At 72.5% G+C, this 26,141-nt stretch carries 26 protein-coding genes and 1 pseudogene; 15 read left to right on the top strand and 12 right to left on the bottom strand.

What is annotated here, in order from left to right; all coding sequences use genetic code 11:
- Nucleotide 1: 1 nt before the first annotated feature.
- The 3 genes from NOD94_RS30140 to NOD94_RS30130 form a co-directional block, all read right to left on the bottom strand.
- Nucleotides 2-1,135, bottom strand: a complete 1,134-nt coding sequence (locus NOD94_RS30140) for an Mrp/NBP35 family ATP-binding protein (RefSeq protein WP_281209319.1) — start codon at nucleotides 1,133-1,135, stop codon at nucleotides 2-4.
- A 69-nt stretch (nucleotides 1,136-1,204) separates the two neighbouring features.
- Complete coding sequence (locus tag NOD94_RS30135) at nucleotides 1,205-1,711, bottom strand: DUF1003 domain-containing protein (protein WP_281209318.1); 507 nt, start codon at nucleotides 1,709-1,711, stop codon at nucleotides 1,205-1,207.
- Nucleotides 1,712-1,877: 166 nt separating this feature from the next.
- Nucleotides 1,878-3,149, bottom strand: a complete 1,272-nt coding sequence (locus tag NOD94_RS30130) for a CBS domain-containing protein (RefSeq protein ID WP_281209316.1) — start codon at nucleotides 3,147-3,149, stop codon at nucleotides 1,878-1,880.
- Between the two features lie 168 nt (nucleotides 3,150-3,317).
- Between NOD94_RS30130 and NOD94_RS30125 the strand changes: the two genes are divergently transcribed.
- On the top strand, nucleotides 3,318-4,133 hold the full coding sequence (locus tag NOD94_RS30125) for a hypothetical protein (protein ID WP_281209315.1): 816 nt from the start codon (nucleotides 3,318-3,320) through the stop codon (nucleotides 4,131-4,133).
- An 8-nt stretch (nucleotides 4,134-4,141) separates the two neighbouring features.
- Here NOD94_RS30125 and NOD94_RS30120 read toward each other — a convergent pair whose 3' ends face one another.
- Nucleotides 4,142-4,657 carry a hypothetical protein gene (locus NOD94_RS30120; protein WP_281209314.1) on the bottom strand — a complete coding sequence of 172 codons (516 nt, stop codon included), beginning with the start codon at nucleotides 4,655-4,657 and terminating at the stop codon, nucleotides 4,142-4,144.
- A 31-nt stretch (nucleotides 4,658-4,688) separates the two neighbouring features.
- On the bottom strand, nucleotides 4,689-5,813 hold the full coding sequence (locus tag NOD94_RS30115; RefSeq protein WP_281209313.1) for a magnesium and cobalt transport protein CorA: 1,125 nt from the start codon (nucleotides 5,811-5,813) through the stop codon (nucleotides 4,689-4,691).
- A gap of 374 nt (nucleotides 5,814-6,187) precedes the next feature.
- On the opposite strand from NOD94_RS30115, the gene NOD94_RS30110 reads away from it, so the two are divergent.
- The 4 genes from NOD94_RS30110 to NOD94_RS30095 all read left to right on the top strand — a co-directional run bounded on the left by NOD94_RS30110 (nucleotide 6,188) and on the right by NOD94_RS30095 (nucleotide 9,147).
- Nucleotides 6,188-6,772, top strand: coding sequence for a suppressor of fused domain protein (locus NOD94_RS30110; protein WP_281209312.1), 585 nt, complete (start codon nucleotides 6,188-6,190; stop codon nucleotides 6,770-6,772).
- 83 nt (nucleotides 6,773-6,855) lie between these two features.
- A complete protein-coding gene (locus NOD94_RS30105) occupies nucleotides 6,856-7,497 on the top strand; it encodes a DUF6758 family protein (protein ID WP_281209311.1) in 642 nt (213 codons plus the stop codon).
- A gap of 115 nt (nucleotides 7,498-7,612) precedes the next feature.
- Nucleotides 7,613-8,479 (top strand): PHP domain-containing protein, encoded by an 867-nt coding sequence (locus NOD94_RS30100; protein ID WP_281209310.1) that lies wholly within the window; start codon nucleotides 7,613-7,615, stop codon nucleotides 8,477-8,479.
- Between the two features lie 62 nt (nucleotides 8,480-8,541).
- Nucleotides 8,542-9,147 (top strand): MarC family protein, encoded by a 606-nt coding sequence (locus NOD94_RS30095; RefSeq protein WP_281209309.1) that lies wholly within the window; start codon nucleotides 8,542-8,544, stop codon nucleotides 9,145-9,147.
- An 81-nt stretch (nucleotides 9,148-9,228) separates the two neighbouring features.
- On the opposite strand, the gene NOD94_RS30090 is transcribed toward NOD94_RS30095, so the two are convergent.
- From NOD94_RS30090 to NOD94_RS30080, 3 genes are all read right to left on the bottom strand, one after another.
- Entirely contained in the window at nucleotides 9,229-9,381 is a 153-nt protein-coding gene (locus NOD94_RS30090) for a hypothetical protein (protein WP_281209308.1), read from the bottom strand.
- Between the two features lie 96 nt (nucleotides 9,382-9,477).
- Nucleotides 9,478-10,335: an alpha/beta hydrolase gene (locus NOD94_RS30085; protein ID WP_281209307.1), complete on the bottom strand. Its 858-nt coding sequence runs from the start codon at nucleotides 10,333-10,335 to the stop codon at nucleotides 9,478-9,480.
- A 91-nt stretch (nucleotides 10,336-10,426) separates the two neighbouring features.
- A complete protein-coding gene (locus NOD94_RS30080) occupies nucleotides 10,427-12,493 on the bottom strand; it encodes a DEAD/DEAH box helicase (protein ID WP_348652362.1) in 2,067 nt (688 codons plus the stop codon).
- Between the two features lie 449 nt (nucleotides 12,494-12,942).
- Between NOD94_RS30080 and NOD94_RS30075 the strand changes: the two genes are divergently transcribed.
- Nucleotides 12,943-13,701 carry a ferritin-like fold-containing protein gene (locus tag NOD94_RS30075; RefSeq protein WP_281209306.1) on the top strand — a complete coding sequence of 253 codons (759 nt, stop codon included), beginning with the start codon at nucleotides 12,943-12,945 and terminating at the stop codon, nucleotides 13,699-13,701.
- Between the two features lie 125 nt (nucleotides 13,702-13,826).
- Here NOD94_RS30075 and NOD94_RS30070 read toward each other — a convergent pair whose 3' ends face one another.
- The 4 genes from NOD94_RS30070 to NOD94_RS30055 all read right to left on the bottom strand — a co-directional run bounded on the left by NOD94_RS30070 (nucleotide 13,827) and on the right by NOD94_RS30055 (nucleotide 15,614).
- Nucleotides 13,827-14,129 carry a hypothetical protein gene (locus NOD94_RS30070; RefSeq protein WP_281209305.1) on the bottom strand — a complete coding sequence of 101 codons (303 nt, stop codon included), beginning with the start codon at nucleotides 14,127-14,129 and terminating at the stop codon, nucleotides 13,827-13,829.
- A 115-nt stretch (nucleotides 14,130-14,244) separates the two neighbouring features.
- On the bottom strand, nucleotides 14,245-14,472 hold the full coding sequence (locus NOD94_RS30065; RefSeq protein WP_281209304.1) for a DUF3107 domain-containing protein: 228 nt from the start codon (nucleotides 14,470-14,472) through the stop codon (nucleotides 14,245-14,247).
- A 120-nt stretch (nucleotides 14,473-14,592) separates the two neighbouring features.
- Nucleotides 14,593-15,231 (bottom strand): TetR/AcrR family transcriptional regulator, encoded by a 639-nt coding sequence (locus NOD94_RS30060; RefSeq protein ID WP_281209303.1) that lies wholly within the window; start codon nucleotides 15,229-15,231, stop codon nucleotides 14,593-14,595.
- Nucleotides 15,232-15,398: 167 nt separating this feature from the next.
- Nucleotides 15,399-15,614 (bottom strand): hypothetical protein, encoded by a 216-nt coding sequence (locus NOD94_RS30055; protein ID WP_281209302.1) that lies wholly within the window; start codon nucleotides 15,612-15,614, stop codon nucleotides 15,399-15,401.
- 129 nt (nucleotides 15,615-15,743) lie between these two features.
- Between NOD94_RS30055 and NOD94_RS30050 the strand changes: the two genes are divergently transcribed.
- The 9 genes and pseudogenes from NOD94_RS30050 to NOD94_RS30015 all read left to right on the top strand — a co-directional run.
- Nucleotides 15,744-16,724, top strand: coding sequence for an alpha/beta hydrolase (locus NOD94_RS30050; protein ID WP_281209301.1), 981 nt, complete (start codon nucleotides 15,744-15,746; stop codon nucleotides 16,722-16,724).
- 5 nt (nucleotides 16,725-16,729) lie between these two features.
- On the top strand, nucleotides 16,730-18,178 hold the full coding sequence (locus tag NOD94_RS30045; protein WP_281209300.1) for a DUF3152 domain-containing protein: 1,449 nt from the start codon (nucleotides 16,730-16,732) through the stop codon (nucleotides 18,176-18,178).
- 69 nt (nucleotides 18,179-18,247) lie between these two features.
- Nucleotides 18,248-18,343: an Ms4533A family Cys-rich leader peptide gene (locus NOD94_RS41495; protein WP_319189154.1), complete on the top strand. Its 96-nt coding sequence runs from the start codon at nucleotides 18,248-18,250 to the stop codon at nucleotides 18,341-18,343.
- A 173-nt stretch (nucleotides 18,344-18,516) separates the two neighbouring features.
- Nucleotides 18,517-20,280, top strand: coding sequence for an ABC transporter substrate-binding protein (locus NOD94_RS30040; RefSeq protein WP_281209299.1), 1,764 nt, complete (start codon nucleotides 18,517-18,519; stop codon nucleotides 20,278-20,280).
- Complete coding sequence (locus NOD94_RS30035; protein WP_281209298.1) at nucleotides 20,277-21,260, top strand: ABC transporter permease; 984 nt, start codon at nucleotides 20,277-20,279, stop codon at nucleotides 21,258-21,260. The genes NOD94_RS30040 and NOD94_RS30035 overlap by 4 nt, the downstream gene beginning before the upstream one ends.
- On the top strand, nucleotides 21,257-22,249 hold the full coding sequence (locus tag NOD94_RS30030; protein WP_281209297.1) for an ABC transporter permease: 993 nt from the start codon (nucleotides 21,257-21,259) through the stop codon (nucleotides 22,247-22,249). The genes NOD94_RS30035 and NOD94_RS30030 overlap by 4 nt, the downstream gene beginning before the upstream one ends.
- Complete coding sequence (locus NOD94_RS30025) at nucleotides 22,246-23,871, top strand: ABC transporter ATP-binding protein (protein ID WP_281209296.1); 1,626 nt, start codon at nucleotides 22,246-22,248, stop codon at nucleotides 23,869-23,871. The genes NOD94_RS30030 and NOD94_RS30025 overlap by 4 nt, the downstream gene beginning before the upstream one ends.
- 240 nt (nucleotides 23,872-24,111) lie before the next feature.
- Nucleotides 24,112-25,740, top strand: a complete 1,629-nt coding sequence (pelF, locus tag NOD94_RS30020; protein ID WP_281209295.1) for a GT4 family glycosyltransferase PelF — start codon at nucleotides 24,112-24,114, stop codon at nucleotides 25,738-25,740.
- Nucleotides 25,737-26,141: pseudogene (locus NOD94_RS30015) on the top strand (hypothetical protein); the annotation flags it as partial. The gene pelF and the pseudogene NOD94_RS30015, both read left to right, overlap by 4 nt.

The following is a 26,141-nucleotide window of genomic DNA, read 5'->3' as shown; positions in this document are numbered from 1 at the left end:
CTCAGAACTTGTTGCGCGGGGTGATGCCCAGCGACATGCCCGACAGACCGCGGGCGCGACCGCCCAGCTTGCCCGCGATGGCGCGCAGGGCCGCGCCGGCGGGGGAGTCCGGGTCGGACAGCACGACCGGGGTGCCGTCGTCGCCGCCCTCGCGCAGCCGCACGTCGATCGGGATCGTGCCGAGCACCGGCACGGACGCGCCGACCGTCTTCGTCAGGCCGTCGGCGACCTTCTGGCCACCGCCCGAGCCGAAGACGTCGACCATCTCGTCGCAGTGCGGGCACGGCAGGCCCGACATGTTCTCGACCACGCCGACGATCTTCTGGTGGGTCTGCACCGCGATCGAGCCGGCCCGCTCGGCGACCTCGGCCGCCGCCTGCTGCGGGGTGGTCACGACGAGGATCTCGGCGTTCGGCACCAACTGCGCCACGGAGATCGCGATGTCACCCGTACCCGGCGGCAGGTCGAGCAGCAGCACGTCCAGGTCGCCCCAGAAGACGTCCGCGAGGAACTGCTGGAGCGCGCGGTGCAGCATCGGGCCGCGCCACACGACCGGCGCGTTGCCCGGGGTGAACATGCCGATGGAGATGACCTTCACGCCGTGCGAGGACGGCGGCATGATCATGTTCTCGACCTGGGTCGGGCGGCCCTCGACACCGAGCATGCGCGGCACGCTGTGACCGTAGATGTCCGCGTCGACCACGCCGACCTTCAGGCCGTCGGCCGCCATCGCGGCGGCCAGGTTGACCGTCACCGAGGACTTGCCGACACCGCCCTTGCCCGACGCGACCGCGTACACGCGGGTCAGCGAGCCGGGCTTCGCGAACGGCACCTCGCGCTCGGCCGTACCGCCCCGCAGGGTGGCCGCGAGGTCCTTGCGCTGCTCGTCGCTCATCACGTCGAGGGTCACCGCCACGGACGTGACGCCCGCGACCCGCTCGACGGCCTCGGTGACGTTCTTGGTGATGGTCTCGCGCATCGGACAGCCCGACACCGTCAGGTACACCGTGACGGCCACCGCGCCGCCCTCGCCGATCTCCACCGATTTGACCATGCCGAGTTCGGTGATCGGCCGGTGGATCTCGGGGTCGTTCACCGTCGCCAGAGCGTCCAGGATCGCGTCCTGCTCAGGCACGGCGGCAGAGCTTGTGTCGGTAGCCATGCCCCGATGGTACGGCTCGGTAGCACGGCTCAGGAAAGCTCCTCAGCGGTCGCCTTCATCACGTTCCGGCGGGAATAGCCGCCGCTCGTCCATCTCCTTGATCAGGTCCTGGAACTCGGACCTGATCCAGTCGCGCGTGGCGACCTCGCCCAGGCCCATCCGCAGCGCCGCGATCTCGCGCGTCAGGTACTCGGTGTCCGCGATGGACCGCTCGTTCTGCTTGCGGTCCTGCTCCAGGTTGACCCGGTCCCGGTCGTCCTGCCGGTTCTGCGCGAGCAGGATCAGCGGCGCGGCGTACGAGGCCTGAAGGGACAGCATCAGCGTCAGGAAGATGAAGGGGTACTGGTCGAACCGAAGGTTGTCCGGCGCGAAGATGTTCCACAGCACCCAGACGATGATGACCAGGGTCATCCAGACGATGAACCGGCCCGTGCCGAGGAACCGCGCCACCTTCTCCGACAGCCGCCCGAACGCCTCCGGGTCGTACTCCGGCAGCAGCCGACGGCGCGCCGGGCGCGGCAGGTCCAGCCGGACGCGTGAACGCGACAGTGCGCTCGACCCCGACGGCGCGGTGCTCTTCGCCCGCTCGCCGGAACGTTCCGGCCGCTCGTGCCGAAGCCGCTCCGCCGCCTCCTCCAGCCGGTCGGACAAGCCGTCCCGGGCGTGCTCGCGCCGCTCCCGGCGCCGTTCGCGCGCGGCTTCGCCGCGCCCCCGCTCAGTGGCCACGCACGGCCTCCTCGGAATGGAAGTCCGTCTCGCGCCAGTCCTCGGGCAGCAGGTGGTCCAGGACGTCGTCGACGGTGACCGCGCCGAGCAGCGAGCCGCTCTCGTCGACCACCGGCACCGCGACCATGTTGTACGCGGCCAGGTAGCTCGTCACCACCGGCAGCGACGCGTCCGGCCGCAGCGGCGGCAGGTCGGTGTCCACGATCGAGCTGACCAGGGTGAACGGCGGGTCCCGCAGCAGCCGCTGGAAGTGCACCGTCCCCAAGTACTTGCCCGTCGGGGTCTCGTCCGGCGGCCGGCACACGTACACCTGCGCCGCCAGCGCCGGCGACAGGTCCGACTGCCGTACGCGGGCCAGCGCGTCCGCGACGGTCGCGTCGGGCCGCAGCACGATCGGCTCGGTGGTCATCAGACCGCCCGCCGTCCGCTCCTCGTACGACATCAGGCGCCGCACGTCGGCGGCGTCGTCCGGCTGCATCAGGGTCAGCAGCCGCTCCTTGTCGTCCTCCGGCAGCTCGGACAGCAGGTCGGCCGCGTCGTCCGGGTCCATCGCCTCCAGGACGTCCGCCGCGCGCTCCTCCTTCAGCTTGCCGAGGATCTCCACCTGGTCGTCCTCGGGGAGCTCCTCCAGCACGTCCGCGAGCCGGTCGTCGTCGAGGGCGTTGGCCACCTCGGCGCGCCGCTTCGGGGTCAGGTGGTGCAGGACGTTCGCCAGGTCCGCCGGCCGCATCTGCTCGAAGGTCGCCACCAGGCTCTCGGCGCCCTGCCCGTCCTCCTCCAGCGAGAAGCCGGTCACCGCGGACCATTCCACCGTCAGGGTCTCGCCGCGGCGGCGCAGCGCGCCCGCCTTCCCCTTGCGGACGAAGATCCGGTCGATCTCCCAGTCCCGGCGGGCCGGGAGCTGCTGGATGGCCACGTCGAGGACGGTGACGTCCTCGCCGGTCGCCCCCAGCGTCACCCGGCGGTCCAGCAGCTCACCGAGGATCAGCCGCTCGGTCGGGCGCTGCTCGAAGCGCCGCATGTTGACGACGCCGGTGGTGATGACCTGGCCGGACTCCACGCCCGTCACCCGGGTCATCGGCAGGAAGATCCGACGCCGGCTGACCACCTCGACGACCAGCCCGAGCAGTCGGGGCGGCCGGCCGCCCACGCGCAGCATCGCGACCAGGTCCCGGACCCGGCCGACCTGATCGCCGTTGGGATCGAAGACGGGCACACCCGACAGATGCGAGACGAAGATCCGCGGGGCGCCTGCAGCCATCCGAGCGCCTCCTAGAGCGTCAATCGACAGTCCTGCCGTGCCCCAGGCTAGCCCGTGCCGCGCGCAACCGTCCTGGTGGGGCCGTCCGCCCGGGGGTCCGGAAGCGGCCGAGCCCCGGGCGGGTACGCTGCCTGCTGCCCGCAGCCGCACGACGAGAGGCACCCGCCCGTGACCGCCTACCCCTCAGCCGTACGGCTGCGCCGGGCCGCCGTCATCGGCGCCCTGTGCGCGGGCCTCGCCGTCACCGGTACGGGCTGCGGCGAGAAGAAGGACCCCGACAAGGGCACGAACGGGATCGGCAAGCTCCCCGCCGAGAAGATCGAGGCCCAGGCGAAGGCGGCCGCCACGGCCGCCGAATCGGTGCACCTGTCCGGAACCCTGGTGACCGGCGGCAAGACCTTCACCCTCGACATGCGGCTGAAGTCCGAGGGCGGCACCGGCGAGGTGAAGTCGCAGGAGGACACCTTCCAGCTGCTGCGCGTCGGCGAGCAGCTCTACCTGAAGGCGAGCGCCGCCTTCTGGGGAAAGTCCGACTCGGCGGGCAAACTCGGCGACAAGTACGTGAAGGTCCCCGAGAACGACCCCTCCTACAAGCAGTTCCGCGGCTTCACCGACATGGACGTCCTGCTCGACGGCCTGCTCGGTCTCGACGGCAAGCTCACCAAGGGCCCGTACAGCACGGTCGGCCCGACCCGCGTGGTACCCGTCCTGGCGGAGGGCGGCAAGGGCGGCCGGCTCTCCGTCTCCCTGACGGGCACGCCCTACCCGCTGCTGATGGAACGCGCGGGCGGCGCGGGCCGGGTGGAACTCGCCGAATGGGGCAAGCCCTTCCCGCTGGACCCGCCCCAGGAGGACCAGACCGTCGAACTGCCCACGACGAAGGACGGGCAGGGCGGCGGCGCCTCACCGGCCCCCACCAACACGGCGGGAGCGGGCGCGGGCTCGGGTTCGGGCTCCGGTACGGGTCCGGGCACCGCGGGCTGAGCGCGTCCTCAGCGCCCGCTCTTCCTCTTCCGCTTCAGCAGCAGCTTCGGCAACCCCGCGGGAATCGCCCGGCGGGTCGTCGCCTGGGTCGGCAACGGAACCGCGGCCAGCGAACCACCCGGCATCGCTCCGGCCACCGCCACCGGCTCCAGGCGCAGCAGCCGGCACTCGCGCGCCCAGCGGTCCGTCATCCGCTCCGAGTCGGGCGCGTTCAGCCGCTTGCCCTTGAGCTCGGCGACCGCCGCCTCCCACGCCTCGCCGCGCGGCTCCAGCTCCCGTACGGCCGCGGTCCAGGCGACGAGACGGCCGCCCTTGTCCTTGCTGCGCACGGTCACCTCGGCGGTGGACCCGTCGGCCAGCCCCGGGAACGGCTGTTCGCCGGGCCCGTCCCCGAGGACGTGCGCGGCGCCGTTCACCCAGGCGTGCCACAGCGCCCGGTCGGCGCCGTCACCGCGGACCCAGATCAGGCCGGACTTCTTGGAGGCCTCCTCGACGAGGGCGAGGTCGAGCGCGCTGAGAGTCATGCGCACAGGGTAGGCCTTCGCCTGCGGCGCGCTACAGCCAGCCGTTGCGGCGCAGCGCGCGGTGGATCGTGAAACAGACCCCGACGATCGTGGCCATCACCATCGGGTAGCCGTACTTCCACTGGAGCTCGGGCATGTGGTCGAAGTTCATCCCGTACACCCCGCAGATCATCGTCGGCACCGCGATGATCGCCGCCCACGAGGTGATCTTGCGCATGTCCTCGTTCTGGGCGACCGTCGCCTGCGCGAGGTTGGCCTGGAGGATCGAGTTCAGCAGTTCGTCGAAGCCGACGACCTGCTCGTGCACCCGCGCCAGGTGGTCGGCCACGTCGCGGAAGTACTTCTGGACGGCCGGGTCCACCAGCCGCATCGGCCGTTCGCTCAGCAGCTCCATCGGCCGCAGCAGCGGCGCCACCGCCCGCTTGAACTCCAGCACCTCGCGCTTGAGCTGGTAGATCCGTCCCGCGTCACCGCCGCGCGCGACACCCTTGGCGGGAGCGGCGAAGACCTCGCTCTCCACCACGTCGATGTCGTCCTGCACGGCCGCCGCGACCGCGATGTACCCGTCGACGACGTGGTCGGCGATCGAGTGCAGCACCGCCGAGGGGCCGCGCGAGAGGAGGTCCGGGTCGTCCTGGAGGCGGTGGCGCAGGCCCTTGAGGGAGCCCTGGCCGCCGTGCCGGACGGTGATGACGAAGTCCGGTCCGGTGAAGCACATCACCTCGCCGGTCTCCACGACCTCGCTGGTCGCCGTCAGTTCGGCGTGGTCGACGTAGTGGATCGTCTTGAAGACGGTGAAGAGGGTGTCGTCGTAGCGCTCCAGCTTCGGCCGCTGGTGCGCGTGCACCGCGTCCTCGACGGCCAGCGGGTGCAGACCGAAGGTGGCGGCGATCCCCGCGAACTCCGCCTCGGTCGGCTCGTGCAGACCGATCCAGGCGAAACCGCCGTCCTCGCGGACCCGACGGATCGCCTCACGCGGCGTCAGGCACGCCGACCCCGGCTCCCGCGGGTCTCTGCGCCCGTCGCGGTACACGGCGCAGTCGACGACCGCGCTACTGGCGGAGGGGTCGCGGGTGGCGTCGTAACCGGGCTGTGCGGGGGTGGACCGGCGCAGTGCCGGACGGACGGCGGCACGGAGGTAGGGCAGCATCGACATGGCAGGCTCCTTCGCGCGCACGGCTGCGGACCGTACGGGTGGGAGACCTTCCGGCGCGCGGGCGGGTGGGCCCGGGGCGAACGGAAGGAAGCAGGACGGGAGGACAAAGTTCTGCCGTCGCTCTTCTACTGATCAGAAGATCACAGAGGGCGGGAAGCGCCCGCCGCAGAAGTGGAAGAGCGATTGGTACTGCACGATCGACTTCGATCCATTGCAGCCCCACCTCCTCCGGCCGGTCCCCCGTGGGGGACGTCCTCCACCGCCTTCGGACGGGGCCCTGCTGCACGCGGCCCCGACCAGCTGTCCACACTAACAGCCGACGGGTGGTCAGGACCCGCGCTTTACCCACGCGATACGAGTTCTATGCTCGTTCCATGGCAGAAATTCCGGCCCTCGTCGAAGCCCGGCTCCGCAGCACGTTCGGCGAGCCCGACGCCCGCGCCGCCGTCACCTTCCTGGGCACCGACCGCATCGAGGTCCTCCGCTTCGCCGAGGGAGACCTCCTGCGGTACGCGACCCTCGGCATGTCCGCACACCCCATGACCGACCCGACCGACATGGTCGCCGACCCGGTGCGAGGCCCGCGCGCCGAGCTGGTCCTGACCGTACGGGCCGGGCTCGCCCCGACCGACAAACTGCTGCGCCCGCTCGCCGTGCTGGCGGCGTCCCCGATGGTCGAGGGGCTCGTCGTCGCCCCCGGCGCCTCCCTCGACGTCGGCGAACCCCTCTGGGACGGGGCCCCGTTCACCTCCGTGCTCGTCGCCGAGTCCGGTGGGCTGGTCGAGGACCTCGACCTGGACGAACCCATGGACCCGGTCCGCTTCCTCCCCCTCCTGCCGATGACCGCGAACGAGGCCGCCTGGAAGCGCGTCCACGGCGCCGCCGCCCTCCAGGAACGCTGGCTCGCGCGCGGCACCGATCTGCGGGACCCTCTGCGTACGGCCGTCGCACTGGACTGAGCGCCGCGCCCGCGGGTACGGATGACATCCGGACGGGTGACCGTGCCTTGACGGGGCGCCGGGCGGGGAGGAGCGTGCTTCTTATGAGGGGCGAACCGAGTTGCCCGAAGTGCGGTGGCCGGGTGCGCGCGCCCGGTCTTTTCGCCGACTCCTGGCAGTGCGCCGCGCACGGCGCCGTCCACCCGTTGCAGCCCGTCATCCCGCCCAGTGTCGAGGGACTCGACGTGGTCGTCCACCGGGCGCGGGTGCCGGTGTGGATGCCGTGGCCCCTTCCGGTGGGGTGGCTGTTCACCGGAATCGCGACCGCAGGCGACGACCGCAGCGGCGGCCGCGCCACCGCCGTCGCCTGCTCGGGCCCCGGGCCGCTGGGGGGCCTCGGGGAGCTGCTGCTGGTCGCCGAGGAACTCGGCGTCGGACTCGGCGCGCGGTTCGCGGGCATCGACGGGCCGGACCCCGGCCCGCACATCGATGTGTCGGGCCCGCCGGACGCGAAGGTCGTCGCCGCCGGGCGGCCGGCGCCGCTGTGGCACCTCAAGGGCGTTCCCGACGACCGCGCCGTCTTCGCGGGCGAGGCGCGGGGGCTGTGGCTGTGGGCCATCGTCTGGCCGGAACAGTCCGGCCTCCTCATGTACGACGAACTGGTCCTCACCGACCTCCGGGACGCGGGCTCCGAGGTGGAGCTCCTGCCCTGCGGCGCCCTGAGCCCCCGCATCCTGAGCCCCTGATCCCCGGTCGGTCGCGGGAGGGGCTTGCCAGTGGGCGCCCGGCAGGGTAAGGGCACGGGGTCGACGCGGTTATCCTGGAGTGTCCCCCCGTCCCCGCGAGCCCTGGAGTTCGGCTGTGCGCATCGATCTGCACGCCCACTCCACCGCCTCCGACGGCACGGACACCCCCGCCGAGCTGGTGCGCAACGCCGCCGCCGCGGGTCTCGACGTGGTCGCGCTGACGGACCACGACACCGTCGGCGGATACGCCGAGGCGACCGCCGCCCTCCCCGACGGGCTGACCCTGGTCACGGGGGCCGAGCTGTCCTGCCGTCTCGACGGGGTCGGCCTGCACATGCTGGCGTACCTCTTCGACCCGCTGGAGCCCGAGCTCTTCCGGGAGCGGGAGCTCGTCCGCGACGACCGCACCCCCCGGGCCCAGGCCATGATCGGCAAGCTGCGGGAACTCGGTGTGGACATCACCTGGGAACAGGTGGCGCGCATCGCCGGTGACGGCTCGGTCGGTCGCCCGCACATCGCCACCGCCCTCGTCGAGCTGGGCGTCGTCCCCACGGTCTCCGACGCGTTCACCGAGCAGTGGCTCGCCAACGGCGGCCGCGCCTACGCGGAGAAGCACGAGTTCGACCCCTTCGACGCCATCCGCCTGGTCAAGGCGGCCGGCGGGGTCACCGTCCTCGCGCATCCCGGCGCCGTCAAGCGCGGCAACTGCGTGTCCGAGGCGGAGCTGGCCGCGATGGCGGCCGCCGGCCTGGACGGCATCGAGGTGGACCACATGGACCACGACCCGGACACCCGTGCCCGGCTGCGCGCCCTGGCCGCCGACCTGGGCCTGCTGACGACCGGGTCCAGCGATTACCACGGCAGCCGCAAGACGTGCCGTCTCGGTGAGTACACGACCGACCCCGAGATCTACGGCGAGATCACGCGCCGGGCGACCGGCGCCTTCCCCGTGCCCGGCGCCGGCGGAGCCCTCCGCGCGTAAGCGCCGCGCCGCGCGCTCTCCTCCCCCTTTTTCTTCGCACCCCTCACCTGCAAGGCATCACTGTGCTCGACTTCGCCGTCTTCGGATCCCTTTTTCTCACGCTTTTCGTGATTATGGACCCCCCGGGAATCACGCCGATCTTCCTCGCGCTGACCTCCGGGCGTCCCGCCAAGGTGCAGCGCCGCATGGCCTGGCAGGCCGTCTGCGTCGCCTTCGGCGTCATCGCCGTCTTCGGGCTCTGCGGTCAGCAGATCCTGGACTACCTGCACGTCTCCGTCCCCGCGCTGATGATCGCGGGTGGCCTGCTGCTCCTGCTGATCGCGCTCGACCTGCTCACCGGCAAGACCGACGAGCCCAAGCAGACCAAGGACGTGAACGTCGCCCTCGTCCCGCTGGGCATGCCGCTGCTGGCGGGGCCCGGTGCGATCGTGTCCGTCATCCTGGCCGTGCAGAAGGCCGACGGGGTGACCGGTCAGGTCTCGGTGTGGTGCGCGATCGTCGCCATGCACGTCGTGCTGTGGATCACCATGCGCTACTCGCTGGTCATCATCCGCGTCATCAAGGACGGCGGCGTGGTGCTCGTGACCCGGCTCGCGGGCATGATGCTCTCCGCCATCGCCGTCCAGCAGATCATCAACGGCGTGCTCCAGGTCGTACGCGGAGCCTGACGCGCCGGCCGGGACGCGCGGGCGTCCCGGGCGCACGAACGCCCCCGCACCGGATTTCGGTGCGGGGGCGTTGCGCGAAGTTCAGGAGGACGCCGGTCCGGCCGGTCGGATCAGAATGCGCTGGCCCACGGAGGCCGCCTGCTGCACGATCCGGTTGACGGAGGCCGCGTCCACGACGGTGCTGTCCACGGCGGATCCGTCGACGTCGTTCAGGCGCAGAATCTCGAAGCGCATGGGCTTCTCCCTTCGTCGGTGTTTCTCCTTGCACAGGGTTAACGAAGTGTAAGCGGCAAACATTCCCTACGCTAAGGAAATTTTTTGACTCGCTAACTACCTCTGGAGGGCGAGCTCCCAGAAGGAAGCCAGCGCACCGGCTGTGACCTGCGGATTCTCGGCGTTGGGGGAGTGTTCGGCGTCCTCGACGATGACTCGCGCCGCGCTCAAGCGGACGGCCATCTCGTCCATCAACGGGACGGGCCAGGCGTAGTCGACCTTTCCGGACAGAACCAGCTTGGGCAGCGGAACCTCCGCCAGCTCAGCCACCCGGTCCGGCTCGCCGATCAGCACCCGGCCGGTGGTGATCAGCTGCTCGGGTACGGTCGCGAGCCAGCGCTCCCGCAGGAACTCCGTCATCGCGGGGCCGTCGGGGACCGCGTCCGGCGGGTCCTGGGCCCGCATCGCCTCCCACAGCGCCGGCATGTCGTCCCGCAACGCCTCCAGGCCGGCGACCAGCAGCTTCGTACGCGCCCGCTGGACCTCGGTGATCGCGCCGGGCCCGCTGCTCATCAGGGTGAGCGAGGCGAAGGGCGCGGCGTCGCGCAGGACGGCCGCGCGGGCGATGAGGCCGCCCAGGGAGTGACCGACCAGGTGCAGCGGGCCCCCGCCCAGCGCGGCGGCCTGGGCCAGCACGTCGCGGGCCAGCTCCTCCAGCCCGTACGCCGCCTCGTCGCGCGGCCCTGGGGTCTCGTACTGGCCGCGCCCGTCGACGGCGACGACCCGGTACCCGGCCCCGGCCAGGGGCCCCAGCAGGCCGACGAAGTCCTCCTTGCTCCCCGTGTACCCGGGAACCAGCAGGGCGGTGCCCCGTACGGGCTGCCCGGCCTCGTGCACGGCGAACTCGCCGCGGGCGGTGGTGAGGCGGTACGCGCGGGCGACGGACGGCAGCGTGAGGCGCGGCGGCTTGCTCATGTCCCGAGGCTACCGGCCCGTAGCCCCCGGGTACGAGAACGGCCCCGGCCCCTCGTGAAAGGGGGCCGGGGCCGTTCGAGGGCGAGTGCGCCTACGCCTCCGGGGCGGTCTCCGCGACCTTGCGGGCGCGGGTGCGCCGCGGCTTGGCCGGGGCCTCCTCGGCGGCGACCGCCGCAGCGGCGACCTCGGCGGCCGGGGCCGCCTTGCGGGCCCGCGTGCGCTTCGGCTTCGTGGGGGCCTCCTCGGCCGGCGCGGCGACCTCGACGACCGGAGCGGCCTCGACCTTGCGGGGCCGGGTCCGGCGGGTCTTGACCGGCGGCTCCACCAGCGGGGCCATCTGGAAGTCCGGCTCGTCGGCGGCGGGCGCCACGACCTTGCGGACGCGGGGACGGCGCGGCGCGACCGGAGCCTCCTCGGCCACGGCCGGAGCCGGGACGACGACGGCCTCGGCGACGGGCGCCACGGCCTTGCGGGCCCGGGTCCGACGCGGGGCGGCCGGGGCCTCCTCGGCCGGGGCCGGGATGACGGCCGCATCGGCGACGGCTTCGACGACGGCCTCGGCGGCGGGCGCCACGGCCTTGCGGGTCCGGGTGCGACGCGCCTTGACCGGAGCCTCGTCGGCGACGACCGGCGCCTCGATGACGGCGACCGGCGCCTCGGCGACCGGAGCCTCGACGACGGCGGCCTCGGCCACCGCGGCGGCGGCTGCACCGGCGGACACCCGGGTGCGGCGGCGGCGCGGCCTGCGCGGCTCGTCGACGCCCTGAACGGCCTCGGCGGCCTCGGCGGCCGGGGTCACCGGCGCGTCCACGGCCTCGGCGTCGAGGTCCGAGCCACCACGGGTGCGGCGGCGCTGACGCGGCGTACGGGTGCGTGCCGGACGCTCCTCGGTCACCACGGCGGCGGCGGCGGGGCCGCGGCCACCACGGCCACCGCGCCCACCGGTCTCACCGAGGTCTTCGAGGTTCTCGGCCTTCAGACCGGCCCGGGTGCGCTCGGCGCGGGGCAGGATGCCCTTGGTGCCGGCCGGGATGTTCATTTCCTCGTACAGGTGCGGAGACGTGGAGTACGTCTCGACCGGGTCGTGGAAGTCCAGCTCCAGCGCCTTGTTGATCAGCTGCCAGCGCGGGATGTCGTCCCAGTCGACCAGGGTGACGGCGATGCCCTTCTTGCCCGCGCGGCCGGTGCGGCCCACACGGTGCAGGAAGGTCTTCTCGTCCTCCGGCGTCTGGTAGTTGATGACGTGGGTCACGCCCTCGACATCGATGCCACGAGCGGCGACGTCGGTGCAGACCAGCACGTCAACCTTGCCGTTGCGGAAGGCGCGCAGCGCCTGCTCGCGGGCGCCCTGGCCCAGGTCGCCGTGGACGGCGCCCGAGGCGAAGCCGCGCTTCTCCAGCTGCTCGGCGATGTCGGCCGCCGTGCGCTTGGTGCGGCAGAAGATCATGGCGAGGCCACGGCCCTCGGCCTGCAGGATGCGGGAGACGAGCTCCGGCTTGTCCATGTTGTGCGCACGGAAGACGTGCTGCGTGGTGTTGGCGACGGTCGCGCCCTCACCGTCCTCGGAGACGGCGCGGATGTGCGTCGGCTGCGTCATGTAGCGACGGGCCAGACCGATGACCGCGCCCGGCATGGTCGCCGAGAACAGCATCGTCTGTCGCTTCGGCGGCAGGTAGCTCATGATCCGCTCGACGTCGGGCAGGAAGCCCAGGTCGAGCATCTCGTCGGCCTCGTCCAGGACGAGCGCGCGGACGTGCGAGAGGTCGAGCTTCTTCTGGCCGGCCAGGTCGAGCAGGCGGCCCGGGGTGCCGACGATGATGTCGACGCCCTTCTTGAGCGCCTCGACCTGCGGCTCGTACGCGCGGCCGCCGTATATGGCGAGGACGCGGACGTTGCGGACCTTGCCCGCGGTGAGGAGGTCGTTGGTGACCTGGGTGCACAGCTCGCGGGTGGGAACCACCACGAGGGCCTGCGGGGCGTCCGTCAGCTGGTCGGGGCGGGCGCGGCCGGCCTCGACGTCGGCGGGAACGGTGACGCGCTCCAGCAGGGGGAGGCCGAAGCCCAGCGTCTTGCCGGTGCCGGTCTTCGCCTGGCCGATGACGTCCGTGCCGGAAAGGGCGACGGGGAGGGTCATCTCCTGGATCGGGAAGGGGGACACGATGCCGACGGCCTCAAGGGCCTCGGCCGTCTCGGGATAGATCCCGAGGTCTCGGAACGTAGTCAGGGTGCTGCCTCTTCTGTGAGACGCGGCGCGAGGCGGCGAGGGGGGTCGTACCGTGCCGTGCTTGCAGTACTGCTACGTACGAAGCTGCGCGGGACCACTAGCCTTCGCTCAAGCGCTTCTGCCGCTGAGGGGGCCCCTCGTGCGGAGGCTGTACGCATGGACGTACGCACCACACCGAGGGCGGTCGGGTTGGAGCCGATCGGGCCACCGACCGGGCATCCTCATTCGGATGGCCCGCCGAGTATTCGGCAGGCGCATTACCACTGTACCCCGGAATCGCGCAGCTGTGTCGGGTGAATTCACCGGGTAGGCGCGTTTACGTGGACCGACAGTGCACAGGTGTGGTGACTTGTGCGGCCTTTCGGGCGGCTATTGTGCGGGGCATGTCGACCGTAGAAAACGCATCTCCCGCCGACGACAGCGCCCCCGCCGAGGCGCACGGAATCGCCGCCCAGGACTGGGCGACCGCCTCGGCGTCGCCCCAGTACCGGGCCGCCGTCGTGGACCTCCTCGGCGCGCTGGCGTACGGAGAGCTCGCGGCGTTCGAGCGGCTCGCGGAGGACGCGAAGCTCGCACCCACCCTCGATGACAAGGCCGAACTCGCGAAGATGGCCTCCGCGGAGTTCCACCACTTCGAGCGGCTGCGCGAGCGGCTGGCCGCCATCGACGTCGAGCCGACGGCCGCGATGGAGCCCTTCGCGAAGGGCGTCGACGACTTCCACCGCCAGACCGCCCCGTCGGACTGGCTGGAGGGCCTGGTCAAGGCGTACGTCGGCGACTCGATCGCCAGCGACTTCTACCGTGAGGTCGCCACCCACCTGGACACCGACACCCGCGCGCTCGTCGTCGGTGTGCTCGACGACACCGGCCACGGCGGCTTCGCCGTCGAGAAGGTCCGCGCCGCGATCGAGGCCGACCCGCGCTGCGGCGGCCGGCTCGCGCTGTGGGCGCGCCGGCTGATGGGCGAGGCGCTCTCGCAGGCGCAGCGGGTGGTCGCCGAGCGCGACGCGCTGTCGACGATGCTGGTCGGCGGCGTCGACGGAATGGCGGCGGGCTTCGACCTGGCGGCCGTCGGCGAGATGTTCACCCGGATCACGAAGGCGCACACCAAGCGGATGGCCGCACTGGGCCTGGCCGCCTGACGGCAGCACGGGCGTGGAAGTTCGGGGGTCCTGCCCACAGGGCCCCCGTTCGGCTGTTCAGGACCCCTCGTGCGGCCCCTCAGGGCCCGGTCCCGGGCTCCCGCGGGCGCTTCGGCGTCGGCGTCTCAGCCCCGCGACGGGAGCGAAAACGGAGCCCTGTGGGGCGGCCTCCCCGAGTGCGGGGCGGGGCGCAGCAGCAGGGACAGTACGACGGTCGACACCAGGGCGGCACCGAGGAACGTGTAGGCCAGGGTGTTGTGTCCCGGGCCCAGCGCGGTGTGCGTGAGGTAGGCCCCGAAGAGCGCCCCCGCCACACCACTGACCAGGACGGTTCCGGGAGACGGCAGCCGCCGGGCGAAAACCCGCACGGCCGCGCCGGCCAGGGCGAGGCCCAACAGACCGGAGCCGAGCGCCTCCATCAGCAGCATCTGGTCACTCCCATGCGTCGGGGCGGGCGGTCAGTGCGGTCCTACCCGAAGCGGAACAAAGGGAAACGGCCCGGCGGAGTCAACCGCCGGGCCGTTCCTCTCAGTTCTCGGTGCTTCAGAGCGCTCCGAAGCCGACCTTGCGCACGCTCGGCTCGCCCAGGTCGATGTACGACAGGCGGTCCGACGGCACCAGGACCTTGCGGCCCTTGATGTCGGTGAGGCTGAGCAGCGGCGCCGTGCCCGACAGCGCGGCGGAGACGATGCTCTCCAGCTCCTCGGCGCTCAGGTCGCTCTCCAGCACGATCTCCCGGGGTGCGTGCTGCACGCCGATCTTGACCTCCACGGCTTTGTCCCTCCGACGGTCCGGTTCGCGCGATCAGCCGCGCCGTACCCGGTCCACATTAGCCCGGAGAGGGGACACGATCGGCTCGCGGCGGACACGCTCGCAGCGAACAGGTGCCGGTCAGGCGTCCGTGCCGTGCAGCGGGAAACCGGCGATGCCGCGCCAGGCCAGCGACGTCAGCAGGTCGACGGCCGTGTCCCGGGCGACCGGGCTCTCGCTGGACAGCCAGTACCGGGCCACCACCTGCGACACCCCGCCCAGGCCCACGGCCAGCAGCATCGACTCGTCCTTCGACAGCCCCGTGTCCTCGGCGATGACGTCGGAGATCGCCTCGGCGCACTGGAGCGAGACCCGGTCGACGCGCTCGCGCACCGCGGGCTCGTTCGTCAGGTCCGACTCGAAGACCAACCGGAAGGCGCCGCCCTCGTCCTCGACGTACGCGAAGTAGGCGTCCATCGTCGCGGCCACGCGCAGCTTGTTGTCGGTGGTCGACTCCAGCGCCGTGCGCACCGCGACCAACAGGGCCTCGCAGTGCTGGTCCAGCAGCGCCAGGTAGAGGTCGAGCTTGCCGGGGAAGTGCTGGTAGAGCACCGGCTTGCTGACTCCGGCCCGCTCCGCGATGTCGTCCATCGCGGCGGCGTGGTAACCCTGTGCGACGAAGACCTCCTGGGCCGCGCCCAGGAGCTGGTTGCGCCGGGCGCGACGCGGCAGTCGCGTGCCCCGCGGACGCGCTGCCTCGGTCTGCTCGATGGCTGTCACGCCGCCTCCCACTTTCTTTCAGTACACAGTGCGCTCTGCGCCGCGCCGCCATCGTACTTTTCGGTAACCCGATCTGGTGGGTTCAAGCCGAGTTTTCTCGCGGTACGGACCGGCCGGACACGCTGGTCAGCGGCGGGCGCGGGCCGTGGGCGGGCCGCCGGTGCCCGTCAGCGGTAGTCCTCCTCGTCGAGCGGTACGACGCGGGCCTGTTCCGCGGCGTCCGCCTCGGGTGCCTCACCCGGCTCCAGGCCGGACAGCGGGTCGTCCTCCTGCGGTTGGAGTTCGGCCTGTTGCTCCGCGACGTCCGCCTCGGGCGCCTCGGGGTCGGTGATCTCCGGATTCCTCCCCCGGAAGGTGTCCGGTTCCGCAGGGTCGACTGTCATCGCGCTCCCCTCGCCTTCGCTCGTACCTACGAGCCTAGGAGGATCGGGGATGCGCCGCCAGGTGGTCCTGTGACCGCGAACACAAGGGAAGTCCGAGGGGTGGGCGTGATCCTCTCGTAACATTGCCCCATGTCTTCGACCGAGCTGCCGGGTGTGCGGTCCACCGTCGAGCCGAACTCCCAGGTGGGAGCGGTGCGAGTGGCCGAGGGAGAGCGGCTGCGCACCGTCACGCTGCCGGGCCTGGAGCTGAACGTACGTTTTCGGCCACCCGTAAGGGAGGGTCTGCCGCCCGCGCTCTTCGTGCACGGACTCGGCGGTTCCTCCCAGAACTGGTCGGCGCTCATGGAGCGGCTGGCCGGCGCCGTCGACGCCGAGGCCGTCGACCTCCCGGGCTTCGGCTGGTCCCCGCCGCCCGCCGACCGGGACTACTCGGTGACCGCGCTCGCCCGCGCCGTCATCCGCCACCTCGACGCCGCCGGGCGCGGGCCCGTCCACCTGTTCGGGAACTCCCTCGGCGGCGCCGTCTCCACCCGGATCGCGGCCGTCCGCCCCGACCTGGTGCGCACGCTGACGCTGGTGTCGCCGGCGCTGCCGGAACTGCGCGTGCAGAGATCGGCCGTCCCCACCGCCCTGCTGGCGCTGCCCGGCATGGCCACCCTGTGCACGCGGCTCACCCGCGGGCTGACCGCCGAACAGCGCACCCGGGGGGTGACGGCGCTCTGTTACGGGGACCCCACACGGGTGACACCGGAGGGCTTCGGGTGGGCCGTCGAGGAGATGGAACGGCGCATGGCCCTGCCGTACTTCTGGGACGCGTTGGCCCGTTCGTCACGGGGGATCGTCGACGCCTACACCCTCGGCGGGCAGCACGGGCTGTGGCGTCAGGCCCAGCGGGTGCTCGCGCCGACCCTGCTGGTCTACGGTGGCCGGGACCAGTTGGTCTCGTACCGTATGGCGCGCAAGGCCGCCGCGGCCTTCAGGGGTTCGCGGCTGCTGTGCCTGCCCGAGGCCGGGCACGTGGCGATGATGGAGTACCCGGAGGTGGTCGCCGCCGCCTTCCGGGAGCTGTTGCACGACACCGATCGAGAAGCCGAAGACGGCAAGGGCTGAGGACCGTGGGACGACATAGTCGCAAGGCCCCTGCTCCCGCCGCCCCCGCTCCGGTGGGCGGCCCGCCGCGGCCGGAGCCCGAGCGCTACGAGGACCCGTACGAGGATCCGTACGGACCCTTCTCCGGCGCCCTGTACGAACCGGCGCCCTACGGGACGTCCGCGGCCGCCGACTTCCCCCCGGCGCCTCCAGCCCCCCAAGCGCAGCCGCGCCGGGCGCCCGAGCCCACCGTCATCCACCAGGGGTACGTCCCGCCGGCCCCTCCCGGTCCCGGCGCGCGGCCCGGCGGCCGGCCCGAGCAGCACGAACCCGGCGGAGCCTGGGGCGCGCACCCGCCGGTGGAGCCCGCTCCCCCGACCGTCTACGGGGACTGGCGGGGGACCCCCCGGAACGCCGCGTTCGCCCCGCCGCAACCGCGCTCCGCCGCGGCGCCCACGTCGGTCGCGCCCCGTCCGCTCGTCACGGATCCGTTCGCTGCCGATCCCTTCGCGCCCGATCCGTTCGCGGACGACCTCTTCGTCTCCGGGCGGCCCGCCCCCGACCCGTTCGCGGCGGCGCCCCTCGTGCCCGGGCCGCGGGAGCCCGAGCCGGCCGCCGCCGGCGGGCGCACCGGCTCCGGGCGCGGCGCGAAGTTCCGTACGTACACCGGGATGGCCGCCGCGGCCGTCACCACCGTCCTGGCCGTCGTCGTCGCGGGCCAGGTGGCGCTCGACGACGATTCCGTCGGCGGGACGCGCGCCGCCGGGGACGACGGCGCCGATCGGGCCATGAGCGGCCGCACGGACCGCTCCGAAGGCCGCCCCACCCCCGACTCCCCGCCGGTCGTGGCCGCACCCGCGCCCGAGCAACCACTGACGTACGAACAGCGGATGGCGCTGCAACTGCCGATCGACGCCCGACTGAAGGGCCCCGGCACCTTCGACACCGTGGCCGGCGTGGACAAGGCGCCCGGCAAGGGCAAGGTGGTGCGCTACCGGGTCGACGTCGAGCAGGGGCTCGGCATGGACCAGCAGCTCTTCGCGGACGCCGTGCAGCGCACCCTCAACGATCCGCGCAGCTGGTCCCACGGCGGGCAGATGACCTTCGAGCGGGTACCGGCCGGCGACGTGCTGTTCGTGATCACCCTGGCCAGTCCCGGGACGACCGGCGAATGGTGCGCCAAGTCCTCGCTGGACACCACCGTCGACAACGTCTCCTGCGACTCCGCCTCCACCGAACGCGTCATGATCAACGCGTTCCGTTGGGCGCAGGGGTCGACGACCTTCGGCCCCGACCAGATGCTGGCCTACCGCCAGATGCTCATCAACCACGAGGTCGGGCACCGGCTCGGACACGGGCACGTGAGCTGCCAGACGCCGGGCGCGCTCGCGCCGATCATGCAGCAGCAGACGAAATCCCTCGACATCAACAATATTCAGTGCAAGCCCAATCCCTGGGTTTTCCCGGGGAGTTGAGGGAAAGACTCCGAGCGGCGCCGGCTGTTTCGTTGACAAGGTGTCCGCTCATCGGTAATTGTTCTCCGCATGTCGCACCGCCACACCCTCTTCGCGAGCGCCGCCATCGAGCTGGCGCTCCTCGGTGTGGCCGCGCACAGCGTGGCCGACATCTCCTGTCGCTGACGCCTGCCTGAGCGCGCGACTTCCTCACCGACCGTCCCGCCGCGCCCGGGTATTTCCTGCCCGCGGGCGCGGCTGCTCCTTCCCGACGGTCCTTTTCCGTTCGCCGACCGGCGACAGCTGCCCTCGCGTGGCCTTTTCCGCATCCCACCCCATGCCGAGAGGTCCCCTTTCCCATGCATTCCGTCGGTCCAGCCCGTCAGTCCCACATAGCGCGCCGCGTGGCCGCGGTCGCCGTCAGCCTCGTACTGGCCGGGGGAGCCGCGGCGTGCGGGCCCGAGGACGCCACGGACAAGGCCGCCGCCGGAGGCAAGCCGGGCGCCACCGGGTCCGCGCCGCAGAAGGGCGGCACCCTGACCGTCCTCAACAACGAGCCGCAGAGCGACTTCGACCCCGCGCGGCTCTACACCTCGGGCGGCGGAAACGTTCCCTCGCTGGTCTTCCGCACGCTGACCACCCGCAACCGCGAGGACGGCCCGGCCGGCGCGAAGGTCGTCCCCGACCTCGCGACCGACCTCGGCAAGCCCAACGCGGACGCCACCGAGTGGACTTACACCCTCAAGGACGGGCTGAAGTACGAGGACGGCTCCCCGATCACCACCGCCGACATCAAGTACGGCATCGAGCGGTCCTTCGCCGCCGAACTCTCGGGCGGCGCACCCTACTTGAGGGACTGGCTGGTCGGCGGAGAGAGCTACGAAGGCCCCTACAAGGACGGCGGGAAGGGCCTCGACTCCATCGTGGTGCCGGACGCGAGGACGATCGTCTTCAAACTCCGCAAGCCCGAGGGCGAGTTCCCCTTCCTCGCCACCCAGACACAGTTCGCCCCCGTGCCCAAGGCCAAGGACACCGGCGTCAAGTACGAGGAACACCCGGTCTCCTCCGGTCCGTACAAGGTCGTCAAGAACGACGGCGACGGCGAGCACCTCACCCTGGAACGCAACGAGCACTGGGACGAGAAGACCGACGAGGAGCGCAAGGCCTACCCCGACAAAATCGATGTCCGCTCCGGGCTCGACGCCGCGGTCATCAACCAGCGGCTGACCACCAGCTCCGGCCCCGACGCGGCCGCCGTCACCACCGACACGAATCTGGGCCCCGCGGAACTCGCCCAGATCGGCGACTCCGCCGACAAGAACGAGTTGGCGTCCCGCGTCGGCACCGGTCACTTCGGCTACATCAACTACCTGGCCTTCAACCCGAAGGTCGCCCCCTTCGACAACCCGAAGGTCCGCCAGGCCATCTCCTACGCGATCAACCGCACCAGCGTCATCAACGCGGCCGGCGGCTCCGCCCTCGCCGAGCCCGCCACCACCTTCCTGCCCGAACGCGAGGCCTTCGGCTTCACCGCCTACGACCACTTCCCGGCGGGGAAGACCGGCAACCCGGAGAAGGCCAAGGAGCTCCTCAAGGAAGCGGGCCACCCCGACGGCCTCACCATCACCCTGACCCACTCCACCGCGCAGAACCGGCAGACCAGCCCCGAGGTCGCCACCGCCGTCCAGCAGGCCCTCGCCGCCGCGGGCATCACCGTCAAGCTGGAGGGCCTGGAGAACAACGCCTTCAACGAGAAGCGTTGGGACGTCAAGAACACGCCCGGCTTCTTCCTCTCCCGCTGGGGCGCCGACTGGCCCTCCGGCGCCCCCTTCCTCGCCCCGATCTTCGACGGCCGGCAGATCGTCACCAACGGCTCCAACTACAACCACGCCCAGCTGAACGACCCGGCCGTGAACACCGAGATCGACGAGATCGCCAAACTCACCGACCTCGCCGCCGCGGGCAAGCGCTGGGGCGCCCTCGACAAGAAGATCGGCGAGCAGGCCCTCGACGTGCCGCTCTTCCACCCGGTCTACAAGCGACTCGTCGGCAAGGACGTCAAGAACGTCGTCATCAGCGACTGGACCGGCGTCCTCGACATCTCGCAGGTCTCCGTCAAGTGAGCGTCCTGATCGAAAAGCCGGTCTCCGCCGCCGGGGTCGTCACCCCGGCGGCGGGCGCCGCGCGCCAGGTCCTGCGCCGGGTCCTGCGCCGGCCCTCGGCCGTCGCGGCCGCCGCGGTCCTGGCACTGCTCGTCCTCCTCGCCCTCACCGCACCACTGTTCGCCCAGCTCACCGGACAGGACCCGAACGCCTACCACGACGACCTCGTCGACTCCGCGCGCGGCGGCGTCCCCCTCGGCTCCTTCGGCGGCGTCTCCGCCGACCACTGGCTCGGCGTCGAACCGGGCACCGGCCGCGACCTCTTCACCCGCCTCCTTTACGGAGCGCGGGTCTCGCTCCTCGTCGCCCTCGGCGCCACCGTCGTGCAGATCGCCGTCGGCCTGGCCGTCGGACTCGCCGCGGCCCTCGGCAACCGCTTCGTGAGCCAACTCATCGGCCGCTTCACCGACGTGATGATCGCGCTGCCCATGCTGGTGATCGGCATCGCCCTCACCGCCGTCGTCCCGCCCGACTTCCCCCGCGAGCTGCTCCTGATCCTGCTCATCGGACTGTTCGACTGGGGCGGCACCGCCCGCATGGTCCGCGCCCAGACCCTCGCCCTGACCGGCCTCGACTTCGTCGAATCCGCCCGGCTCTCCGGGAACGGCACCCTGCGGATCGCCCGCCGCGAACTGCTGCCCGCGCTGGCCGCACCCGTCATCACCCTCGCGGCGATCAAGGTCCCCACCGCCATGGTGGCCGAGGCCTCGCTCTCCTTCCTCGGGGTCGGGGTCAAGCCCCCCACCCCCTCGTGGGGGCAGATGCTGTCCAGCGCGCAGACCTGGTTCCGCGCCGACCCCGCCTACGTCCTGCTCCCCGCCGGGCTGCTCTTCGTCACCGTGCTGGCCTTCACCGTCCTCGGCGACGCCGTCCGCACGGCCCTCGACCCGCGCGAGGGCTCGCGCCTGCGGGTCGGCACCAGGAAGGAACGCACGGCGTGACCCGATTCGTGCTCAAACGGACCGGCGGCGCCCTCCTCGTCCTGCTCGCCCTGTCCGTCGTCATCTACGCCCTCTTCTACGTCGCCCCCGGCGACCCCGCCCGCCTCGCCTGCGGCGAACGCTGCAGCCCGCAGCAGATCGCCCAGGTCCGCGAGCAACTCGGCCTGAACGACTCCGTGACCGTGCAGTACCTGCGCTTCCTCCAGGGAATCCTGGTCGGCCGGGACTACTCCGGCGGCGCCGGGACGCTGCTGCGCTGCGACGCCCCCTGCCTCGGCTTCTCGTACCAGAACGACCGGCAGGTCACCGAGCTGCTCCTGGAACGGCTGCCCGCGACCCTGTCGCTCGCCGTCGGCGCGCTCGTCATCTGGCTCGTCATCGGCGTCGGCACCGGACTGCTCTCCGCCATGCGTCGCGGCGGCCTCACCGAGCGGGCCCTGACCGTCCTGACCCTCGCCGGCACGGGGACGCCCGTCTTCATCCTCGGCCTGCTGCTGCTCATGGTGGTCTGCGCCCACCTCCAGTGGCTGCCCTTCCCGACCTACGTCCCGCTGGGCGAGGATCCCGAGCAGTGGGCCTGGAACCTGCTCCTGCCCTGGTTCACGCTCGGCCTGTTCGAAAGCGCCAAGTACGCGCGCCTCACGCGTAGTTCGACGCTGGAAACACTCGCGGAGGACCACATCCGCACCTTCCGCGCCTACGGCGTGGGCGAGCGCGCCATCGTCACCCGGCACGCCGTGCGCGGCGCGGTCGCCCCCGTGATCGCCCTCAGCGCCGTGGACTTCGGCACGATGATCGGCGGCGCGGTCCTCACCGAGTCCCTCTTCGGCATCCCCGGCCTCGGCAAGACCCTGATCGACGGCGTGCGCGTCGTCGACCTGCCCGTCGTCGTGGGCGTCGTCCTCGCCATCGGAGCGGCGGTCGTCATCGCGGGCGCCGTCGCCGACCTGCTCTACGCCGTCGCCGACAGAAGGGTGGCCCTCGCATGACGGAACTCCTGGTGGAGGTCGACGGCCTCGTCGTCGACTTCCCGGTCGGCGCGCCCGGCGAACACGTACGGGCCGTCGACGGCGTCTCCTTCACCCTGCGACCCGGCCGCGCGCTGGGCATCGTCGGCGAGTCCGGCAGCGGCAAGTCCACGGTGGCCGCGGCCCTGTTGGGGCTGCACCGCGGTACGGGCGCCCGCCTCGGCGGAACCGTCCGCGTCGACGGCACCGACGTGGGCACGGCCTCCGCCGCCGACCTGCGCCGACTGCGGGGATCGGTCGCCGCGATGGTCTTCCAGGACCCGCTCGGCGCCCTGGACCCGTACTACGCCGTCGGCGACCAGATCGCCGAGGTGTACCGGGTCCACGCGGGCGGCTCCCGGCGGGCCGCCCGGAAGCGGGCCGTAGAGGTCCTGGACCGGGTGGGCATCCCCGACGCCGTACGACGCTCCCGCTCCCGACCCCACGAGTTCAGCGGCGGCATGCGCCAGCGCGCCCTCATCGCGATGGCCCTGGCCTGCGAGCCGCGCCTGCTGATCGCCGACGAACCGACCACCGCGCTCGACGTCACCGTCCAGGCGCAGATCCTGGACCTGCTGCACGGACTGCGCGAGGAACGCGGACTCGGCCTGCTGCTGGTCACCCACGACGTGGGCGTGGCCGCGGAGAGCGTCGACGAGCTGCTCGTCATGCGCGACGGTTCCGCCGTCGAACGGGGCCCCGTCGCCGACGTCCTCTCCGCGCCGGAAGCCCCCTACACCCGGACCCTGCTGGCCGCCGTGCCCCGTCTCGACACCCCCCGGCCGCCCCGGCTGCGGGCCGCCCCCGCCGACTCCGCGCCCGCCGTCGAGGCCCTCGCGCTGAGCCGGGAGTTCGGCCGGGGCGGGCGCCGGGTCACCGCCGTCGAGGGCGTGTCCCTCGTCGTGCGGGAAGGGGAGACGCTCGGCATCGTCGGGGAGAGCGGCAGCGGCAAGAGCACCCTCGGCCGGATGCTCGTCGGCCTGCTCGCACCCACCTCCGGGCAGGTCCGGCACGCCGGCACCGAGGTCAGGGGCATCGCCGACGGCGCCCAGATGGTCTTCCAGGACCCGGTGTCCTCCCTCAACCCGCGCCGCTCCGTCGGGGAGTCCATCGCCGACCCGCTGCGCGCCGCCGGGGAGCGCGACGAGGACGCCATCCGCTCCCGGGTCGGGGAACTCCTCGCCCGCGTCGGACTGGAGGCGGGGCACTACGACCGCTACCCGCACGAGTTCAGCGGCGGCCAGCGCCAGCGCGTCGGCATCGCCCGCGCGCTCGCCCCCCGGCCCCGGCTGATCGTCTGCGACGAACCGGTCTCCGCCCTCGACGTCACCACCCAGGCACAGGTCACGGCCCTGCTGGCGGAGCTCCAACGGGAGCTGGGCATCGCGCTCGTCTTCATCGCGCACGACCTGGCTGTGGTCCGACAGGTCAGCGACCGGGTCGCCGTCATGCGCGGCGGCCTGATCGTCGAGGAGGGCCCCGTGGACCGGGTCTACGACCGACCCGCCCACCCGTACACGCGCCGACTGCTCGACGCCGTACCGGCCCTCGACCCGGCGCTGGCCGCCGACCGCCGGTCCGCGCGCCAGCAGGCCATCGCGTAGCCGCGACGGGCGCGCCCGGGAATTCGGGGCGCGTTCGGGGGAGCGCGGGGGAGGCCGGGGAGACACCCTTTCCTAGCGTGCTCGAACGCGAACCGTACGGGAAAGTTACGACTCTTCACCCCTTCCGGTGGCGCGACGGACAACCGTCCGTCGCGCCTTCGGCATATCCGCTTGAGTTCTTCCGCGGCGGGTCGCCGGGCCAACGGCGACCCCCTGAACGGGAGATCGGGGGTGCCACTCGTGCGGATCGCACTGCTCACGGAAGGCGGATATCCGTATGCGGCCGGAGAGGCGAGGCTGTGGTGCGACCGGCTCGTGCGGGGCCTCCCGCAGCACGAGTTCGAGCTCTACGCGCTGAGCCGCAGCGCCCGTCAGGAGGAGCACGGCCGCGTCCGGCTCCCCGACCACGTCACCCGCGTACGGACCGCCCCGCTGTGGGCCCCCGCCGACGACGGGCGCACCCACTCCCGCCGCGAGCGGCGCCGCTTCACCGAAGCCTTCGGGGAACTGGTCCGGGGCGTCTGCGCCGGCCAGGGCGACCCCTTCGCCGCCGGGCTCTACGACCTCGCCGAACTCGCCCGCGACCAAGGCGGGATGTACGCCGCCCTGCGCTCGGAGACCGCCGTGCGCACGGTCGAGTCGGCCTGCCGGGCACGCGGCGCCGGCCGCGCCGTCCAACAGGCACAGGTCCCGGACCTGCTGGAATTCGTCGACGAACTCGAAAAGGCGCTGCGCCCGCTGTCCCTCGACTGGTACGAGGACGGCGGCGAGGGCCTCGGCGCGGTCGACGTCTGCCACGCCGCCGCCGGCGGGGTCGCCGCGCTCCCCGGCCTGCTGGCCAAACGCTTCTTCGGGGTCCCGCTGCTGGTCACCGAGTACGGGGTGCAACTGCGCTCCCACTACCTGGCCGACACCGACGACACCCGGCCCGCGCTCCGCGCCCTGCTCGCCGCCTTCCACACCCGGCTCGCCGGTGAGATCTACGCCCGGGCCGACCTGCTGACCCCCGGCAACGCCCACGCCCGCCGCTGGCAGGAACGCTGCGGCGCCCCCCGCGACCGGCTGCGCACCGTCTACCCGGGGATGGAGGCGGACCGATTCGCCGCCGTCGGCGAGGAACCGGACTGCGGCGATCCCGACACCCTGGTGTGGGTCGGCAGGATCGACCCGGCCAAGGACCTGATCGCCCTGCTGCACGCCTTCGCCGAAGTCCGCAGGGCCGCCCCGCGGGCCCGGCTGCGGATCTTCGCCACGGCCGTCGCACCCGGCGCCGCCGCCCTCGGCTACCTCGCCGACTGCCGCTCGCTGGCCGCGCAGCTCTTCCCGGACGAGGCCGCCGACGCCCGCACGGTGGGGGAGAGTCCCGTCACCTTCGAGGAGGTCGGCGGTCCCGAGGCGCCCTCACCGGCCGACGCCTACGGAGCCGGGCGGATCGTGGTGCTGTCCTCGGTGATCGAGGGATTCCCCATCACCCTCGCCGAAGCCATGTTCTGCGGCCGGGCCACCGTCTCCACCGACGTCGGCGCCGTCCGCGAGGTCATCGGCGGCACCGGACTCGTCGTCCCGCCCCGCAACCCCCGCGCCCTCGCCGACGCCTGCCTCGCCCTGCTGGGGGAACCCGAACGGGCCCAGCGGCTCGGCGCGGCAGCCCGGGCCCGCGCCCTCGAACTGTTCACCGTCGAGCAGAACGTGACGGCCTTCCAGGAGATCTACCTGCGGCTGCTGGCCCGCGGCTCCGCCCGGCCCGACGGGGAGATCCCCTTCGAGCAGCCCGCGGAAGCCCGGGTCCCGGGCCACTGGACCACCCCCACCTGGGCGGCCCCCGGTCCCACCGGCGGCGCCCCCGGGATCACGGAGGCCACCGCGTGACCACCCTCGACCACGGCCCCCTCGCGGGCGACGCGCACGGCCCCGGCGGCGCACCGGCCGTGCCGGTCGTACCCGTCGTGCCGGTCGCACCCGTCGTGCCGGCCGTACCCGTCGCACAGGCGGCACCGCCCAGCGCGGACGCGGGTCCCGGGCCCGCGGGTCCCCGCCCCCTCGCGGGCTCCGACGGTCCGGCCCCGCAGGCCCCCCGACGGCGCGCCCCCGGCGGGGACCCCGTCAAGTCGCTGCTGCACCGGCACCGGGAACTCTGCGAGCGGGCCGTCGACCCGCTGGAGATCGCCGCCGGACTCGAAGCGCACGGCATCACCGACCGCACCGCGGCCCGGTTCCGGCACCGCGACGTCTTCTCCCTCGCGGAGGAGCTGTACGCCCGCACCCCCCGG

The sequence above is a fragment of the Streptomyces sp. Isolate_45 genome, from assembly GCF_024721315.2.
Classification (GTDB): Bacteria; Actinomycetota; Actinomycetes; order Streptomycetales; family Streptomycetaceae; genus Streptomyces.
The sequence above is the reverse complement of the archived record's forward strand: the minus strand, read 5'-3'. Positions and strand labels throughout refer to the sequence as shown.